The 19,075-nt window shown below is 39.7% G+C and carries 10 protein-coding genes and 2 pseudogenes; 6 read left to right on the top strand and 6 right to left on the bottom strand.

The features are described 5' to 3' along the window. Positions 1–200 precede the first annotated feature (200 nt). The 3 genes and pseudogenes from J582_RS26120 to J582_RS17360 all read left to right on the top strand — a co-directional run. Positions 201–7,319 (top strand): annotated as a pseudogene (locus tag J582_RS26120) (beta strand repeat-containing protein); the annotation flags it as partial. A 146-nt stretch (positions 7,320–7,465) separates the two neighbouring features. After that, the gene (locus J582_RS17365) at positions 7,466–9,121 is read left to right on the top strand and encodes a poly alpha-glucosyltransferase (RefSeq protein WP_032048294.1); all 1,656 of its coding nucleotides are present in this window, start codon (positions 7,466–7,468) and stop codon (positions 9,119–9,121) included. Continuing rightward, entirely contained in the window at positions 9,118–10,842 is a 1,725-nt protein-coding gene (locus J582_RS17360) for a CapA family protein (protein ID WP_031982961.1), read from the top strand. Before J582_RS17365 ends, J582_RS17360 begins: the two co-directional genes overlap by 4 nt. On the opposite strand, the gene J582_RS17355 is transcribed toward J582_RS17360, so the two are convergent. Next, on the bottom strand, positions 10,839–11,555 hold the full coding sequence (locus J582_RS17355) for a metalloprotease (protein WP_022575206.1): 717 nt from the start codon (positions 11,553–11,555) through the stop codon (positions 10,839–10,841). The two genes, J582_RS17360 and J582_RS17355, sit on opposite strands and share 4 nt — an antisense overlap. Positions 11,556–11,634: 79 nt before the next feature. Here J582_RS17355 and J582_RS17350 point away from each other — a divergent pair, with 79 nt between their 5' ends. Both J582_RS17350 and J582_RS17345 read left to right on the top strand, forming a co-directional pair. Beyond that, positions 11,635–11,964 carry an MGMT family protein gene (locus J582_RS17350; RefSeq protein ID WP_004707331.1) on the top strand — a complete coding sequence of 110 codons (330 nt, stop codon included), beginning with the start codon at positions 11,635–11,637 and terminating at the stop codon, positions 11,962–11,964. Positions 11,965–11,989: 25 nt separating this feature from the next. Next, complete coding sequence (locus J582_RS17345) at positions 11,990–12,736, top strand: hypothetical protein (RefSeq protein ID WP_031982959.1); 747 nt, start codon at positions 11,990–11,992, stop codon at positions 12,734–12,736. Between the two features lie 37 nt (positions 12,737–12,773). Here the strand turns inward: J582_RS17345 and J582_RS17340 are convergent, their stop codons facing one another. The 3 genes from J582_RS17340 to J582_RS17330 all read right to left on the bottom strand — a co-directional run bounded on the left by J582_RS17340 (position 12,774) and on the right by J582_RS17330 (position 14,470). After that, positions 12,774–13,211, bottom strand: coding sequence for a universal stress protein (locus tag J582_RS17340; protein WP_004885516.1), 438 nt, complete (start codon positions 13,209–13,211; stop codon positions 12,774–12,776). Positions 13,212–13,333: 122 nt separating this feature from the next. After that, positions 13,334–13,966, bottom strand: a complete 633-nt coding sequence (locus J582_RS17335) for a CatB-related O-acetyltransferase (protein ID WP_031982957.1) — start codon at positions 13,964–13,966, stop codon at positions 13,334–13,336. A 114-nt stretch (positions 13,967–14,080) separates the two neighbouring features. Next, complete coding sequence (locus tag J582_RS17330) at positions 14,081–14,470, bottom strand: RidA family protein (protein ID WP_081404922.1); 390 nt, start codon at positions 14,468–14,470, stop codon at positions 14,081–14,083. A 139-nt stretch (positions 14,471–14,609) separates the two neighbouring features. Here J582_RS17330 and J582_RS17325 point away from each other — a divergent pair. Further along, positions 14,610–15,207 (top strand): annotated as a pseudogene (locus J582_RS17325) (TetR/AcrR family transcriptional regulator); the annotation flags it as partial. A gap of 69 nt (positions 15,208–15,276) precedes the next feature. Here J582_RS17325 and greA read toward each other — a convergent pair. Beyond that, the gene (greA, locus tag J582_RS17320) at positions 15,277–15,753 is read right to left on the bottom strand and encodes a transcription elongation factor GreA (RefSeq protein WP_002048557.1); all 477 of its coding nucleotides are present in this window, start codon (positions 15,751–15,753) and stop codon (positions 15,277–15,279) included. Positions 15,754–15,840: 87 nt separating this feature from the next. Next, positions 15,841–19,071 carry a carbamoyl-phosphate synthase large subunit gene (gene carB / locus J582_RS17315; protein ID WP_004707343.1) on the bottom strand — a complete coding sequence of 1,077 codons (3,231 nt, stop codon included), beginning with the start codon at positions 19,069–19,071 and terminating at the stop codon, positions 15,841–15,843. Positions 19,072–19,075: the final 4 nt, after the last annotated feature.

The following is a 19,075-nucleotide window of genomic DNA, read 5'->3' as shown; positions in this document are numbered from 1 at the left end:
CAGCAGCGAACTTGCTTGGTCCGATTACAGTACCGGATGACTTAAATGCTGATGGCTTCATCAATACATCAGAACTTGGCACAGATGGCAGCTTTAATGCCCGTGTAGCGTTGGGTCCAGATGCAGTGGTAGGTACTGTTGTGAATGTTAACGGTACTGACTATACAGTGAGTGCAACTGACTTAAGCAATGGCTATATCACCGCAGCGATTCCTGTAACAGCGGATGGCCCAATTACCATCCATGCCCAAGCAGTGGATTCACAAGGTCATATCAGTAGCCCGACAGATGTCACTGTAACTGTAGATACTACAGCAGCGAACTTGCTTGGTTCGATTACAGTACCGGATGACTTAAATGCTGACAGTATCATCAATGCATCAGAACTTGGCACAGACGGTAGCTTCAATGCCCGTGTAGCATTGGGTCCAGATGCAGCGGTGGGTACTGTTGTGAATGTTAATGGCACTGACTATACAGTGAATGCAACTGACCTTGGCAATGGCTATATCACAGCAGCGATTCCTGTAACAGCAGATGGCCCAATTATCATCCATGCACAAGCAGTGGATGCGCAAGGCAACATCAGCAGTCCAACAGATGTCACTGTAACTTTAGATACGACAGCGCCGACAGTTGCTTTAAGTGATGTAACCACCAATGACAGTACGCCTGAATTAACAGGTACAGTGAACGATCCAGCAGCGACTGTTGTCGTGACTGTAAATGGTGTGGACTATACTGCGGTGAACAATGGCAACGGTACCTGGACACTTGCAGACAATACACTTCCAGTGTTGACTGATGGTCCACATACTGTGACTGTGACAGCAACCGACCCGGCAGGTAATGTGGGCACAGGTAGCGCAGTCGTGACTGTAGATACTGCAGCAGCGAACTTGCTTGGTCCGATTACAGTACCGGATGACTTAAATGCTGACGGTATCATCAATGCAGCAGAACTTGGCACAGATGGCAGCTTTAATGCCCGTGTAGTGTTGGGTCCAGATGCAGTGGTAGGCACAGTCGTAAACGTTAACGGCACTGATTACACAGTGAGTGCAACTGACCTTGGCAATGGTTATATCACCGCAGCAATTCCTGTAACTGCAGATGGTCCAATCACCATCCATGCACAAGCAGTGGATTCACAAGGTCATATCAGCAGTCCAGCAGATGTAATCGTGACTGTAGATACCACACCAGCGAACTTGCTTGGTGCGATCACAGTACCGGATGACTTAAATACTGATGGCATCATCAATGCATCAGAACTTGGCACAGACGGCAGCATCAATGCCCGTGTAGCATTGGGTCCAGATGCAGCGGTGGGTACTGTAGTAAACGTTAACGGCACTGACTACACAGTAAATGCAACTGACTTGACGAATGGCTATATCACCGCAGCAATTCCTGTAACAGCGGATGGTCCGATCACCATCCATGCCCAAGCAGTGGATGCACAAGGTAATATCAGCAGTCCAACAGATGTCACTGTGACTGTGGATACAACACCAGCAAACTTACTTGGTCCGATTACAGTACCGGATGACTTAAATGCTGACGGCATTATCAATGCTTCAGAACTTGGCGCAGACGGTAGCTTTAATGCCCGTGTAACGTTGGGTCCAGATGCAGCGGTGGGTACTGTTGTGAATGTTAACGGCACTGACTACACTGTCAATGCAACTGACTTGACGAATGGCTATATCACAGCAGCGATTCCTGTGACAGCCGATGGTGCAATTACCATCCATGCACAAGCGGTGGATGCACAAGGCAATGTCAGCAGTCCTACCGATGTCACTGTCACTGTAGATACCACACCAGCGAACTTGCTTGGTGCGATCACCGTACCGGATGACTTAAATGCTGACGGTATCATCAATGCATCAGAACTTGGCACAGACGGTAGCTTCAATGCCCGTGTAGCCTTGGGTCCAGATGCAGCGGTGGGTACTGTTGTGAATGTTAATGGCACTGACTACACAGTGAGTGCAACTGACCTTGGCAATGGCTATATCACCGCAGCGATTCCTGTAACAGCGGATGGTCCGATCACCATTCATGCCCAAGCAGTGGATTCACAAGGTAATATCAGTAGCCCGGCAGATGTGACGGTAACTTTAGACGCTACTGCGCCGACAGTTGGTTTAAGTGATGTCACTACCAATGACAGTACACCTGAATTAACAGGTACAGTGAATGATCCAACAGCGACTGTTGTGATGACTGTAAATGGTGTGAACTATACTGCGGTGAACAATGGCAATGGTAGCTGGACACTTGCAGACAATACACTTCCAGTGTTGGCTGACGGTCCGCATACTGTGACTGTGACAGCAACCGACCCTGCAGGTAATGTGGGCACAGGTAGCGCGGTCGTGACTGTAGATACTGCAGCAGCGAACTTGCTTGGCCCGATTACAGTACCGGATGACTTAAATGCTGACGGTATCATCAATGCATCAGAACTTGGCACAGATGGCAGCTTTAATGCCCGTGTAGTGTTGGGTCCAGATGCAGTGGTAGGCACAGTCGTAAACGTTAACGGCACTGATTACACAGTGAGTGCGACTGACCTTGGCAATGGCTATATCACCGCAGCAATTCCTGTAACTGCAGATGGTCCAATCACCATCCATGCACAAGCAGTGGATTCACAAGGTCATATCAGCAGTCCAACAGATGTAATCGTGACTGTCGATACTGTTCCAGCGAACTTGCTTGGCCCGATTACAGTACCGGATGACTTAAATGCTGATGGCTTCATCAATGCATCAGAACTTGGCACAGACGGCAGCTTTAATGCCCGTGTAGCATTGGGTCCAGATGCAGCGGTAGGTACTGTTGTGAATGTTAACGGCACTGACTACACAGTGAATGCAACTGACCTTGGCAATGGCTATATCACAGCAGCGATTCCTGTAACAGCAGATGGCCCGATCACTATCCATGCCCAAGCAGTGGATGCGCAAGGCAACATCAGTAGTCCAACAGATGTCACTGTAACTGTAGATACCACACCAGCTGATTTAATCACTGCGATTACAGTACCGGATGATTTAAACATTGACGGCATCATCAATGCATCAGAACTTGGTACAGACGGTAGCTTTAATGCCCGTGTAGGATTAGGTCCAGATGCAGCGGTGGGTACTGTTGTAAATGTTAATGGCACTAACTATACAGTCAATGCAACTGACTTAAGCAATGGTTATATCACTGCTGCGATCGCAGTAACTGCAGATGGCCCAGTGACTATCCATGCCCAAGCAGTAGATGCGCAAGGCAATATCGATAATGCTACTGATGTCACAGTAAGTGTGGATACTACGCCACCAGACATTAATGCTGCTGCAATTGCGATTAATCCGATTACAGGTGATAACATCCTTAGTCCGGTTGAGACTGCAGGAACAGTAAATATTACTGGAACAGTGACTATTCCTGCTGATGCAACTGTTACCTCGGTTGTTGTTAACGTTAATGGCACGGATTACACGGCTGTAGTAGATCCGGCGAATGGAACATGGACAATAGGTGTACCTGGTAGCCAGCTTGTAGCTGATACTGATTTGACAGTTGATGCAAAAGCAACCTTTACGGATGCTGCTGGCAACAGTAGTAATTTGCAAGCTACACAAAGTTATACAATTGCAAGTTCTTCTATCATTGCATATGACAACTTTGATACAGCTGTTCTTGCTCCACAGCCATTACAAATCGCAAATGATGCGGCTCTTGGTAGTAAAACTTACTTGGCGCTTGTATCACTTGCTGGACTTAACTTACAGCTTGGTTCTGAAGCGGTTAACTTTAATGTAGCTGCCAACCAAGAAGGTAATGCGACATTTACCTACAGTGCTTTAATAGGGGTTAATGCTCTATCTGATTACTCATTAGTTGTACAAAAATTTGATACAGCTACTGGTCAATGGACTTCTATATATGGCGGTGGTCAAGCAGATATTCTTCACCTGACTTTATTAGGTTCTACACCAGGTGTTGTTATCGATGGGCTTGAGCAAGGACAATATCGTGCCTTTATGACTTATAACGGTCTGGCAGGTATTGGTTTACTAGGTACTTTAACAGGTACTATGGACATTTATGATACAACCCAAATCGGTGGTTTCTATACAGAAGCTGCAGATGGTAATGTGATCGTAGATGTTAACTCAAACGGTCAAGCTGATGTCGTAACTCCAAATACAGTTGTGAGTGAAGTTAATAACCAACCTGTTCTTGCTAATGGCACAATCATTAATGGTACATACGGTACATTGGTGATTAACCTTGATGGTTCATACACTTACACTCCAAATCAAAATGCTTCTGGAGTTGGACAGGTTGATCACTTTGTATATACGTTAAAAGATTCTGTAACTGGTGATGTAGCTCAAGCAGCTCTTAACATTCAGTTAAGTTCTGTCAAAGCAGCAGATAACTTGGCAGTTGCTGAAATTAATCCGGAATCTTTACTTGTTGCGAATGACGTAGCACTTGGTAGTGCAAGTTATGTAGCTGCAATATCGTTAGCAGGTCTAGATTTACAGCTCCTTGGTAAACCAACAGTTGCATTCAATGTGGATGCTGACCGTCAAGGTACTGCGACATTTACATTCAGTGGTTTACTCAACGCTGGTGTATTGAATGATTATTCGATTGTTGTTCAAAAATATGATGCTGCAACAGGACAATGGGTATCTATTGGCGGAAATAACCCACAAGCGACTTTAGTTAGTCTATCTCTAATAGGAGGTACTCCAACAGCAGTCATTGAAGGGCTAGATCCAGGACAATATCGTGCATTTATGGGCTACAGTGGTCTACTAGGTGTGGGTATTGGTGGTACATTGACAGGTACAATGGATGTGTATAACCCATATGTTGTATCTGGATATTCAGTTGATCCGATCTCTGGTAACGTCATCAAAGATGCTGGTATTAATGGTGCAGTAGATGCTGCAAGTAATAATGCAGTGATCTCAGCAGTGAATGGAATTACCGTTAACGCAACGGGTACAACTACAATCACTGGTACTTACGGTACGTTAGTGATTGATCAACATGGTAATTATACCTATACACCAAATGCAGATGGTCTAAACCTTGGTAAAGTTGATCAGTTCTCGTATACGTTACTAGACCCAGCAACAGGTAATACATCTCAAGCTGTCTTGTATGTCCACTTGGATAGTAACAAGGTTGCTATGACTTGGAATGCAGCAGATCCATCTCAGCCTGCAGTGATTACAGGTCATGTTCCAGTTGATGCAATGGATAACGTTGCTTCAGCAGCAATTGACATGGTTTACCCAACTACACAACAAGTTCTTAGTAACGCGATCAGTTATAACTGGTTGTTAGGAGTTGGCGGAGTCGTTATTGGCTCTAAACAAGGTACAGCAACCTTTAATGTAGCTGAAGGACATGTGTCTGAAGCCATTATCTCGGTTAACTTTGGTTCAGTAGCTACAGTTGTTGATGGTTTACATGTGGTATTAACACGAGTAAATCCAGACGGTACTCGTACAGTAATTGCAGATAGCGCGAATACTGGAGTGCTTGACTTATTAGGTATCTTTGGCTCTGAAGTGAAATTCAAAGTTGATAATTTAGGTTCTGGTAGCTATGAGCTATTTATGGAAAGCAATACGCTTCTAACAGCTCTAGGTAGCGTTACAGCAAGTATTACTTTGAATAATGGTGATATTACGCAAGTACCTAACTTGGTTGTAACTCCGGTTACAGGCAATGTTCTTTCAGACGACAACTCTGCTGTATATGGACCAAACTATACGCCAGACTATATTACGACTACGACAGTTGTGACTTCTGTCACTTCTGAAACTGGTAATACGCAGGCTGTAAATGTAGGTTCATCAACAGTTATTGTGGGTGCTTATGGTTCCTTAACGATTAATGCTGATGGTACTTATAGTTATCAAGCTACAGCGAACACACAAAATATAGGAAAAGTTGATAGCTTTACCTATACAGTGACAGACCCTGTAACTGGTAGAACAGACACAGCAACATTGCATATCCAAATTGGTTCTCCAGATGTGAATATCACTTGGAATAATGCTAACCCTGGTGCAGATGCGGTAATTCCGTTACCTGTAGCAAATGCTGATACTAATCATGCAACTGTTAGTATGAAACAAGTAACGGATGCTGTTGTTGACGTACCAAGTGGCACGGTAACTATTGGTAACCTTGCAGGCTTCCCGCCATTACCTGTATTAAGCAATACAGTCACTTCGAATCAATTCGTTATTGCTGCTAATACGGTAAGTGATGTTCATGTTGAATTAGACTATACGGCATCATTAAGCTTGTCGGCTCTTCCAACAACTGGTTATAAAATCCAGCAATTGGTGGGTTCAACATGGGTAGATACTGTTTACTCAGGTTCTGCGACAGCCTTGGCAGGAGTATTAGGTGCACCAGCATACTCAGCTGACGTATCTCACTTATCTGCTGGTACTTATCGAGTGGTATTTAGTTTATCTAGTCTGATTTCTTTAGGAACGGTGACTCTAGATTCTGTAGTAACTACAAAAGCTACACATCTAGATCAATACACACCTGATGGTTTAACAGATTGGATTCACGGCAATATCTTGTTAGGCGATACAACTGGTGGAGTTGCAGATACTTCAGCTGCTTCTCAACTATATGTTGAAGTTACACCAGGAAATTACCAAATTGCTGCTGGTCAGGCGATCAATACTGGCGAAGGTACGTTGTATCTCTACCATGATGGTTCGTACTATTACAAACCACTTGATAGCGCGGCAAGTGCTACGATTGATACGATTAACTACAAACTCGTATCCGTGACTGGTGCAGAGTCAACTAGCACATTGACCATCAACTTAAGTCAAGAGTTGAATAGCCTAGCTGTAAGTACAGGAGCGAATGATACATTCACGCTTGGAAATGGCGCAGATACCTTGATTTACAATACGTTAACTGCGGCTGGCGTGAACAATCCAACAGGGGGCAACACAACAACTGGTGGTGTAGATACATGGACTGATTTCCATGTAGGTAATACAGCAACTGATAACCAAGCTGATAAGATCGATATTAGTAACTTGTTACTTACTCATCCGAACAGTTTAACTATTGGTCAGTATGTATCTGTAAGCTATAACGCAGCGACACAAAATGCCACAATTAGTGTAGACCGTGATGGCTTAGGTACGACTTACACAAGCACACAATTGTTGACGATTCATATAGATGAACCAAGAACATCATTAACGCTTAATGATCTTCTTAACAATGGTCAAATTATCTATTAATAGATAATTAACCAAATAAAAAGAGAACCCTAGGGTTCTCTTTTTTTATGTTTAAACAATACGTTAACTTAGCTTTTAGAGAGTTCATGCTATGATGCATTGAAAATTTTATAGAACAACAAATAACGGATAGGGACTTAATTCGAGTGGCGGTATTTTTAGACTTTAAAAGACAACTTAAGCTTTGGTTGGAACATTTCGTTCAGCATGTTCCAGACCTTCCGGAAAAAACAATTTTGTTTATATCATTTGGTCCTAAAGATCAAAGATGTAGTGTGTGGCATACCGAAAAAACAGCTTTTTCACAAGCAACTATACAGTTATTCGATTTTATTAATAGACAGTTTTCTCCAGATCAACTTCCAGACTATATAAAAATTGATGTTGCGTACAATCTAGAAAAACAAAGTTGGAGTCAAATAGAACAACTTGTTCATCATCAATTTCATAATAATCATTACCGCAGAGGAATTGCATTTGATGAAGCATGTTCGGTGGTTTTTCTGGAGCAAGAGATATATGGCAAAGCAATTATTCGAGGTTTGAGTTATGACAAACCTAACTTTTTTGATGAAACCAATCTCAACTATGCAATTAAGCAAAAATATAACGCTCCTAAACCACAAATTAGACTACAAGAGCTGCAAGACATTTGGACTTTCGATACCTATGCAACTTTTTATGAAAATGGACAGTTTATTAATTTAGCAAGCCGTTATGATGCAAATGGTATTAGAGGTATTGCGACCAATAAGAAGCTGCATTTTAGAGAGCTCATTGAGAAAAATGCAGCGTTTTTGCACAGCCAGATTCAAGAAAATGGCAAATTCATTTATGGCTATTTTCCTGCTTATGATCGTGATATCCGCAACTACAATACTGTACGTCATTGCACATCACTTTATGCACTATTAGAAACTTTCGAATTACAAGATAAACCTGAGTACTGGCCTAAAATTATTGCAGCAATTCAATACGCTCTTACTACTTTCTATAAAGAAAAAGACTCTACAACTGCTTTTATGATTGATGGTAAAGAAGGGGAATTTGAAATTAAATTAGGTGCAAACGCAGCAGCTATTTTAATGTTAACGAAATATCAGGAAATTACTCAAAAAACAGATTATTTAAAATATGCAGAGAAACTTGCAAATGGTATTTTAAAATTAGTTGATTCAGATGGATTAACTACTCATGTATTAAATTATCCAGACTATGATTTAAAAGAAAAGTTTAGAATCATTTATTATGATGGAGAAGCAGCATTAGCTTTACTCAGGTTGTATCAAATAAATCAGGATAAAAGATTATTAGACACTGTTAAATTAATGTTTGAAAATTTTATTTATAAAAGATATGAAAAATATCATGATCATTGGTTAAGTTACTGTACCAATGAGCTTACAAAAATATGTCCTGAAGAAAAATATTTTATTTTTGGTTTAAATAATTATTTAAAACATTTTATTTTTATTCGAAATAGAAAAACAACGTATGCAACTTTGTTAGAAATGCTAATGGCTGCTTATAAAATGGTAAATCGTTTAAAAGAGCAAGGCCATCAAAAACTTTTTGAACAAGCTTATATGCACGAATTAAAAAAACTCATTACATTTCGGGCTGAGTTTCAAACCACAGGTTTTTTCTATCCGGAAATAGCGATGTACATGGCGCGTCCAGATAAAATATTAAATGCTTTTTATGTACGACATGATCGCTTTAGAGTAAGAATTGATGATCAGGAACATAACTTGTCTGGCTACATTGCCTACGTAAAAGATTTCGAAGGAGAGGAGATATGACTGATCCTCTATTTGAAATTAAGCTGCTAGCCGCTCTTGATCATGCCCAATTTGAAGAGGCAATTTGGACATTTGAAATTGATGGAGACATTTCTACTTTATTATTGATTGATTATGCATTAGAACAATTCCATCAAAAAAAAGTTCAAGCTGATAAAGTCTATCGGGTTTCTGAACAAAAAAATAAGAAAATTGGTGAACAATATTTGGGCTTGGAAAAAAATGAATCTTATACATTTGCCCAGCTTTTACAATTCTTAATTTTTACTCAGGCAAATGATGTTAAAGATGCCTTAAGCAATATACTGTTTGATTCCGTTGAGCAAGCTCAATTGATCTTGTCTAAAAGAGCGGAAAACTACAAATTAACTTTAAAAGCACCTAATCAATTAAAAAATCTATTTTTGTTGGCAAAAAATATTTATAGCTATCCAGCCGAGTTAAAGAACCTTTTCTTTATCAAAACACTTTTTTTTAAAAATAAAGTATATCAACCGATTACGCCTTTGCTTGCTCATCCAGTACTCACCTCGGTTTTATATCTCTCACATACCTTTAGACAGATTTATATCACTTATTCTGAACAGAATCAGAGCATTGGAATTTTCTCTTTTTTAGATGATATTCACCGTCTTGAGCATTTGGTTCCGTACTACCATTTTTTTCAAGAAAAGTATGTCGAGGCAAAAAAATGTTCTTCTCAAACAGGCATTATCAATATTCTGGGAGATACCTATTTCGGTGAAATGTACACTGAAAAGCGTAAGTCTAGAGGACAAACAGATGCTTTACAGCAGTATGGATATCACTATTCATTTGAAAAAATACAGCCATTTTTAGGTAAAAATGACATAAACATAGCTAACTTTGAAGCAGTCTTTTCTTTAGAAAATCAATCGCCGTTAAAAGATAAAAAGCCATTCATTCTAAAAGCCGACGCTAAAAAAACATTAGAAGAGTTTAAGAGCATTCATTTGAATTATTTGGTGTTGGCGAACAATCATCTGAAGGATTATGGCGATGAAGGAGTAGCCCATACATTACAACAGTTGGATCAGGCGAGTATTGCTTATATTGGCGCTGGACTGAACCAAAAAGTTGCTCACAATTACTTTGAAATAGCTTTTGAAGCTAAGCACTATGCGATTTTTAATGGTTATTGGCATAGAGACAGTGCTTATCTGGATTATGACTTTTATGCACTAGGTGCAAAAAGTGGAGTAGCTTGTTTAAATGGTGTTTTACTTGAACAAATAATGCGTTATAAGCAGAATCATCCAGAGCGCAAAATTATTGTTATTTGTCATTGGGGTATCGACTTTAAGCCTATTACAAAAGACCAAACTAAACTCGCGACTATTCTTACTCAAGCAGGAGCTGATCTTATAGTTGGTCATGGCGCTCATACTATTCAGCCAATCCAGATCATCAATCAAAAGCCTGTTGTGTTTGGTATTGGTAATGCTGTGTTTAATAGTGATGGAGAATATGAACAGCAAAATGCTTTGCCATTTGGTTGTATAGCCAAACTCGATTTGGCAAATGACTTACTTCGTCTTTATCCAATTTATACGGATAACTTAAAAACTTTTTGGCAACCGTATCCAGTAGATATTGAAGATTTCTCAAAGGCCAGTACTTATATGACATCTTTACTGACCCATGAGAATTACATGGCATCCCAAGATAACTTGGGGAGATATGTTGAAATTAAATTTTAAGAATATTGTTTATAAGTTGATAAGATGGTTTGAAGCTGTGTTTGAGTAAACCCCAAATTTCTTAAGCCGCCACTGCCTAATTTACACTCAGCACTGGCCATAATATTGGTGGGGGTGGTTTTAGTTGCATTAGGTACACATACATGTTTTAAGCCGAAAGCATGGCCCATTTCATGAATACTACCCGCTTGAATATTGTAATTTAATCGATTCCAGTCTAATAAAATAAAGGGTTTTCCATTATTACGGAATGTACGACTAGTAACATCATCAAATTCTAAGTTTTTTGAATACGCATCGTATATAAAGACTATGACCTCTTTACGTGCTGTTCGTTTAGGAAAGCATGCATTCACACTTGCAGGGATCGAGCCTATAGAAATAGGACGAGCTTGGTTTATTTCATTACCAAGTTCGCAATGCATTTTTGAAAAATCTTGGTAAGAAATATAACGGTTTAATTTGAAATTAAAGATTTTATTGCCTTGGTCATCTAAATAATATTTATTTAAGATGCGGACTTCTTTTCGCATTTGTGTAAGGTTATCAAAGCGTGCAGCAGAAGGATTGTCTGTAGTAAAAACGAAAGTAACTGGAACTACAGGTCTATTATTGGCAGGTTCCTCTGATAAATCTGGCGTTTGTAGAGGAGGGCGGGTCGTACAAGAAACACACAGAAGTGTCCCTGTAATCATCAGTAAGGTTTTTTTCATATTCATCGCAATGTCTCTGCATATTCTTTTAAAGAGATTTAAAGTAAATTTTTATATGATATGAACGATGTCAATTTTTATGGATTCCATTTTGACAACTCAGTATGAACTACATCGACAGATTTTAGAAGTGATTGCTCTAATTCCATATGGAAAAGTAGCAACTTACGGACAAATAGCACGTATGGCAGGGTTACCCAAACACGCCAGATTAGTAGGTTATGTTCTTAAGCATCTTGATGCAGATCATCAAGTTCCTTGGTACCGTGTTATTAACTCACAAGGTAAAATTAGCCTAAGTAAGTTTAATGAAAAAGGTGAAAATGTTCAGCAGTTAAAGCTTGAAGCTGAAGGAGTCTATTTGTTGAATGGCAAAGTGAACTTAAAGCAGTTCGCATGGCAACCTTAAAATTATTAATAGAGAACAAATACAAATGCAGAATTATAAATGGCAGAGTCTAGCCATATTATTACTAGGTTTAACAGTGCAATCGAGTTTTGCAGAGCAGGCTATTTCAGCTCAACCTTTTATAAATGTAAAAGTCTCATTACAAGATATACATTCGATTTGTCAGCAGTTAAGTCATAAATGTAGCGATGAAGCTAAGCTATGGAAAGCCAAAAACACACAAGATCAGATTTATTATTTAATAGATGGAACTCCACAACTTGCTGAAGTTAAAAAGCAAAATAATCAATATACAGTGCTGAATCAGTGGAATTTTAAAAATTATGAACATAGTAATAAAGAGCCACATTCTGATGATTTAGGCCCTAATGGACTCAAAATCTTTCCAGCACTATATCCACTCAATAAAAATGAGCATGCGATAGCAGTGCTAAACACATGGTTTACTGGTTATTCTGGAGGAGGACGCTTTGAGGAAAACGCTGATTTTATTGAGCTTAAGTCTAAAGGGCAGTATCAAGTTGCCTTAAAAGATATTAATTTTTCTTCGAGTAAAATGATTCGGGCATGTTTTTCAGAACGAGAGTATAAGAAGTCACAGCATTGCCATGATGAAACATGGATGACATTAAATATTAGGTTTAAAGATATCGGTCAATCTTACTATTTATGGCAGTTAAATTATAAAAATTATTCTTGGGATGCTTTTAAAAGTAAAAAAACAATAACAGTTGAGCAATCAAGAGAAGACGTTATTCCTTTTAAAAAATAGGTGCCTATCTGGCCGAATTGAGCCAGACAGGCATTTTTTAGCGAACAATTAAAACAGGAATATGGCTTTCACCTAAAACTTTTTGTGCAACACTTCCTAATACAAGTTTTCTTACGCCTGTACGGCCATGAGAGCCCATTATAATCAAGTCAGCATTAAGCTCTTGTGCAGCTTGAATAATTTCTTCATGCACAACGAAACCTTCAAGTAATTTGGTTTCTACGCTAAGACCTTCTTGTAAAAACTGTTGTTTGGCTTGTTCTAAAATATCAAGTAAGTATGTTCTAGTCCGCTCAATTAGTTCATTGGTTTGGCCAGTCTTTACATAAAGATCTGCAATAATTGGATCAAGTGCCATGACCTGTACGATAGTAATTTTACTATTTAATGCTTTGCCAAGTTTGATTGCTTCTTTCATCGCAACCATAGAAGTTTCAGAACCGTCAATTGGTACAAGAATATGTTGGTATAACATGAGAATGTTCCTTATTGTAATGATACTTATTTATTCAATACTTTATACTTCTTTTCTTACGATTTAAATTCGGCCACGTAATCATTTGTGATTTTTAAACAAGAAAAACTTGAGAATATATTTTACTTATCTCTTAAATTTTCAATATGGATTGTTAAAGCGTCAATATCATCAGTTTGCAAATATTCACGCATTTTTAAAACTTGTTTTTCATCTAAATCATAAAGTTTTAAAGCAAGTAGTTTGTCGATTTGTTCTTGAGGAAAACGGTATTTAATAACTTTTGCCGGAACTCCACCTACAATTGCATAGGGTGGGACGTCTTTTGTTACGATGGCTCCAGTTGCAATAACAGCACCTTCACCAATTTTTACACCTTGCATAATCATGGCACGGCTTCCAATCCAACAACCATCTGCAATGATGGTGTCGCCAGCTGCTAAAAAACTGCGGGTATCAAAAGGGAAAGTCGAAATCCAGTCTGGTCTATGAAGCTGATTACCACCCATCATAATCACACACTCAGCGCCAAAACATACAAAATTACCAATATAAAGCTGATCGATTGGTTTATCGGGAGTAGATGGTTTGTCGTGTAAATAGCGTACGACACAGCGTTCAAAACCTTGATCCCAATAGGCTGAGTAGTAAGAGTAATTACCTTTAATATGGATATTCGGATTTTTTACAGTTTTGGAAATAAATTCAAATTCGCACCAATGGCGGACAGGAGAGTTAATTAACTTTTCAGCCATAAGGAATATATAAAAAGGGAATAGGTCATTATACCGAATTGCGATTCAAGCTGAACCAATAATCTTAGTTCAGCTAGTGAATCGAATACTAAAGCACGTACTAATTTGTCTTCATTACTTATGAGGAATACGTGCAATGACTTTAATTTCAAAATCAAAACCTGCTAACCAAGTTACGCCAACAGCTGTCCAGTTGGGATAAGGCTTTTGTGTAAAGATTTGATTTTTAACCTTCATAATACTTTCAAACTGCCGTTCGGGATCCGTATGAAAGGTAGTGACATCAATAATATCATCGAAAGTGCAACCTGCTGCTTTTAATGTCTCTTCTAAGTTTTTAAAAGCTTGTGTTACCTGTTTTTCAAAATCAGGTACAGGCGAGCCATCTTCAAGGCTACCAACCTGCCCTGAAACAAAGAGTAAATCTTTCGATTGAATTGCGGCTGAATAGCCATGCTGTTGATATAAGGCATGACGATTTTGGGGAAATATTGCAGTTCTCATCAGGTTTGTTCTCCTTCAGTATTTAACTTCTAATCAATAAATGTCGGTTAATTTTCACATACGCCTCGTATGTAAACTTAATTGACATACGAGGCGTATGTCAATTAATATTTTTTGTGATGATTAGCTGGTGAAATATATGTCTGTTCGTGAAAGAAAAATGGCGGAAACCCGCAAAAAACTAATTGAAGTAGCACGTCATGCATTTGCGGAATATGGCTATACCGATACTTCAATGGATAAACTCACGGCCGAGGCAGGATTGACTCGTGGGGCGCTTTATCATCATTTTGGCGATAAGCGTGGTTTATTTGCAGCAGTTGTAGAACAAATTGATTCACAGATGGCCGAATATGCCCAGCAGCATCGAGAGCAGCTTGATGATCTTTGGGAAGGATTACTAGTTGAAGGGCAGACTTATATTCAAAATGCTTTGAAGCCTGAATTTCAGCGTATTGTGCTACGTGATGGCCCTGCAGTGTTGGGTGATCCGGCGCATTGGCCAAGTCAAAATAGATGTTTGCAGTCTACTCGTGAGTGCGTTGAACAGCTTTTGATAGAGGAACGAATTAAAATTGTAGATCCAGAAGCAGCAGCAGTGCTTTTAAATGGTGCTGCCATGAATGCAGCCTTATGGGTGGCTTCTAGTGAATATCCTGAACAGGTACTTCCTGAAGCATTAAATGCTTTTCAAATCTTTGCATCAGGTTTTTTAAAAGACGCATAGTGAATTTTTTACTATTTGTCTTAAATGTAAAAACCCCTCAATTGAGGGGTCTTATAGCCTAAGTATATCTAATTAAAAATTAAAGATATTCTACACTTACAACTTCGTATTCAACTTCGCCTTGAGGAGTGGTAATTTTTACTTCATCACCTTCATTTTTACCCAAAAGGCCACGTGCAATTGGTGAATTTACTGAAATTTTATTGATTTTAAAATCAGCCTCATCATCACCAACAATCTTATAAGTCTTACGTTCTTCAGTATCAAGGTTTTCAATCGTTACCGTAACACCGAATACAACACGACCGTTTTGTTCTAAGTCTTTAACATCGATGACTTGTGCAGCACCCAATTTCCCTTCGATATCTTGGATACGGCCTTCACAGAAACCTTGCTGTTCACGAGCAGCATGGTATTCTGCGTTTTCTTTTAAGTCCCCATGTTCACGTGCTTCAGCAATCGCTTGAGTAATACGTGGACGTTCAACAGATTTCAGATGTTGTAATTCTTTCTCTAAGGCGATTTTACCTTCAGGGGTCATTGGATAACGTTGCATTTCGGTCCCTCTTAAGTTGAGAAAACACAGTTAAAAAAATGAAAAAATCCCGCCACCGATAAGGTGGCGGGACTTATCGGAAAAAAATTAACCTACAGTTAAATCTTGCAAGCGGTATACATCCATTGGCAATTTCACAGCAAAGGCTTGGCAAACTGCTTCTGCACCATTGATAGTCGTTGTGTAATAAACTTTGCCTTGGAGGGCAGCACGACGAATCATTGCAGAATCATATTGAGCTTGTTTGCCTTCAGTAGTGTTGACAATAAGGTGTATTTCACCATTTTTCAAGCGGTCAACAATATGTGGACGTCCTTCAGTTACTTTATTTACAGATTCACATTCCAAACCTGCTTCTTTAAGTACTTTATACGTTCCACCTGTTGCTACCAGTTTGAAGCCATAAGCTACGAACTTTTTAGCGATATCAGCAATATATTTCTTATCAGATTCACGAACAGATAAGAAAGCAATCTTTTCTTCGCCTTCAGTTGGTAGACCAGGTAAACGATCATTTGAACCTAGAACGGCTTTATAGAACGCTTCGCCAAATGTCTTACCAACGCCCATTACTTCACCTGTAGATTTCATCTCAGGCCCAAGCATTGGGTCTACGCCTTGGAACTTAGCAAATGGGAAAACAGCTTCCTTCACAGCAAAGTGAGTTGGAATGATTTCTTTAGTAAAGCCTTGAGATTCAAGAGATTGACCCGCCATACAACGAGCAGCTACTTTTGCTAAAGATTCACCAATACATTTCGATACGAACGGAACAGTACGTGATGCACGTGGGTTTACTTCAAGAACGTAAATATCATCGCCTTTAACTGCGAACTGAACGTTCATCAAACCAACTACACCAAGTTCTTTCGCCATAGCAACTGTTTGACGACGCATTTCATCCTGTACTTCTTTAGAAAGAGAGTAAGGAGGAATAGAACATGCAGAGTCACCAGAGTGAATACCAGCTTGTTCGATGTGCTGCATGATACCGCCGATTACGACATCTTTACCGTCAGATACGCAGTCAACGTCAACTTCAGTTGCATCATCAAGGAAGTGATCAAGAAGAACAGGCGCTTCATTAGAAGCCTGTACTGCTTCGCGAAGGTAACGTTTAAGTTCATCTTCGTTATATACGATTTCCATTGCACGACCACCTAATACATAAGATGGACGAACAACTAACGGATAACCAACTTTCGCAGCTTCAGAGATACCTTCTTCAGCAGATTTTACGATGCTGTTGTTTGGTTGGCGAAGCTGTAAACGTTGAATCATTTGTTGGAAACGTTCACGGTCTTCTGCGCGGTCAATGGCATCTGGAGAAGTACCGATAATAGGAGTACCAGCTTCTTCTAAAGCACGTGCTAACTTAAGTGGAGTCTGACCACCGTATTGTACAATTACGCCTTTTGGCTTCTCAGTACGTACGATTTCAAGAACATCTTCAAGTGTTACAGGTTCGAAGTATAAACGGTCAGATGTGTCATAGTCGGTAGAAACAGTTTCAGGGTTACAGTTCACCATGATTGTTTCATAACCGTCTTCACGCATTGCTAAAGCAGCGTGTACACAGCAGTAGTCAAATTCGATACCTTGACCAATACGGTTTGGACCACCACCAATTACCATGATCTTGTCACGGTTTGATGGATTTGCTTCGCACTCTTCATCGTAAGTTGAATACATATATGCAGTACCGGATTCAAACTCGGCAGCACATGTATCAACACGTTTGTAAACTGGATAAACACCCAAGTTCCAACGTTGCTTACGGAATTGCTTTTGAGAAATACCCATAAGGTTCGCAATACGAAGGTCAGATAAACCTTTACGTTTGAACGAACGGATATTTTCAGCAGTTAGATCACCAAAACCTAAAGTTTTTACTTGAGCTTCTGTCTTAACGATATCTTGAATTTGGATCAAGAACCAACGGTCAATCTTAGTTGCTTCAAATACGTCATCTAAAGAGAAACCATGACGGAATGCATCTGCTACGTACCAAATACGCTCAGGACCCGGAACTTTAAGCTCTTTTAAAATGGTTTCTTTTACGTTTGTTGCACCAGCTTCGATTTTTTCATCAAAACCGCTTACACCAACTTCAAGACCACGTAATGCTTTTTGTACAGATTCTTGGAAGTTACGGCCAATTGCCATGACTTCACCAACAGATTTCATCTGAGTGGTAAGAACTGGTTCTGCTTGTGGGAATTTCTCGAAGTTAAAACGAGGAATCTTTGTTACAACATAGTCGATTGATGGTTCAAAGCTCGCAGGAGTTACGCCGCCAGTGATGTCATTTTTCAATTCATCAAGGGTATAACCAACAGCTAGTTTCGCAGCAATTTTTGCAATCGGGAAACCAGTTGCTTTAGAAGCAAGAGCAGACGAACGAGATACACGAGGGTTCATCTCGATCACAACCATACGGCCGTCTTTCGGGTTAATACCGAACTGAACGTTAGAACCACCTGTCTCAACACCAATTTCACGAAGAACCGCAACTGAAGCATTACGCATCAATTGGTATTCTTTGTCAGTTAATGTTTGAGCTGGTGCTACAGTGATTGAGTCACCTGTGTGAACACCCATTGGGTCAAAGTTTTCGATCGCACATACGATAATACAGTTGTCGTTTTTGTCACGAACAACTTCCATTTCGTATTCTTTCCAGCCAATTAAAGATTCATCAATCAATAACTGGTGAGTAGGAGAGAGGTCGAAACCGCGTTCACAAATTTCAAGGAATTCTTCACGGTTATATGCAATACCGCCGCCTGAACCGCCCATTGTAAATGATGGACGGATAATTACTGGGAAACCAAAGCGAGATTGGATTTCCAAAGCTTCTTCCATGGTTTCAGCAATAGCAGCTTTTGGACATTCCAAACCGATTTTGCGCATAGCGATGTCGAAGAGTTTACGGTCTTCAGCTTTTTCAATCGCTTCTTTCGTTGCACCAATAAGTTCTACGTTGTATTTCGCTAATACGCCGTTTTCATCCAGTGCAAGTGCGCAGTTCAATGCAGTTTGTCCACCCATAGTTGGAAGGACTGCATCTGGACGCTCTTTTTCAATGATTTGAGCAACAGTTTGCCAAGTAATTGGCTCAATGTAAGTTGCATCCGCCATTGAAGGGTCAGTCATAATGGTCGCTGGGTTAGAGTTAACCAAAATAACACGATAGCCTTCTTCACGAAGTGCTTTACATGCTTGAGCACCTGAGTAGTCAAACTCACATGCCTGTCCAATCACAATCGGGCCAGCACCAATAATTAAGATGCTTTTAATATCCGTACGTTTAGGCATTATT

Source organism: Acinetobacter sp. 1566109, assembly GCF_000582255.1.
GTDB lineage: Bacteria > Pseudomonadota > Gammaproteobacteria > Pseudomonadales > Moraxellaceae > Acinetobacter > Acinetobacter nosocomialis.
The sequence above is the reverse complement of the archived record's forward strand: the minus strand, read 5'-3'. Positions and strand labels throughout refer to the sequence as shown.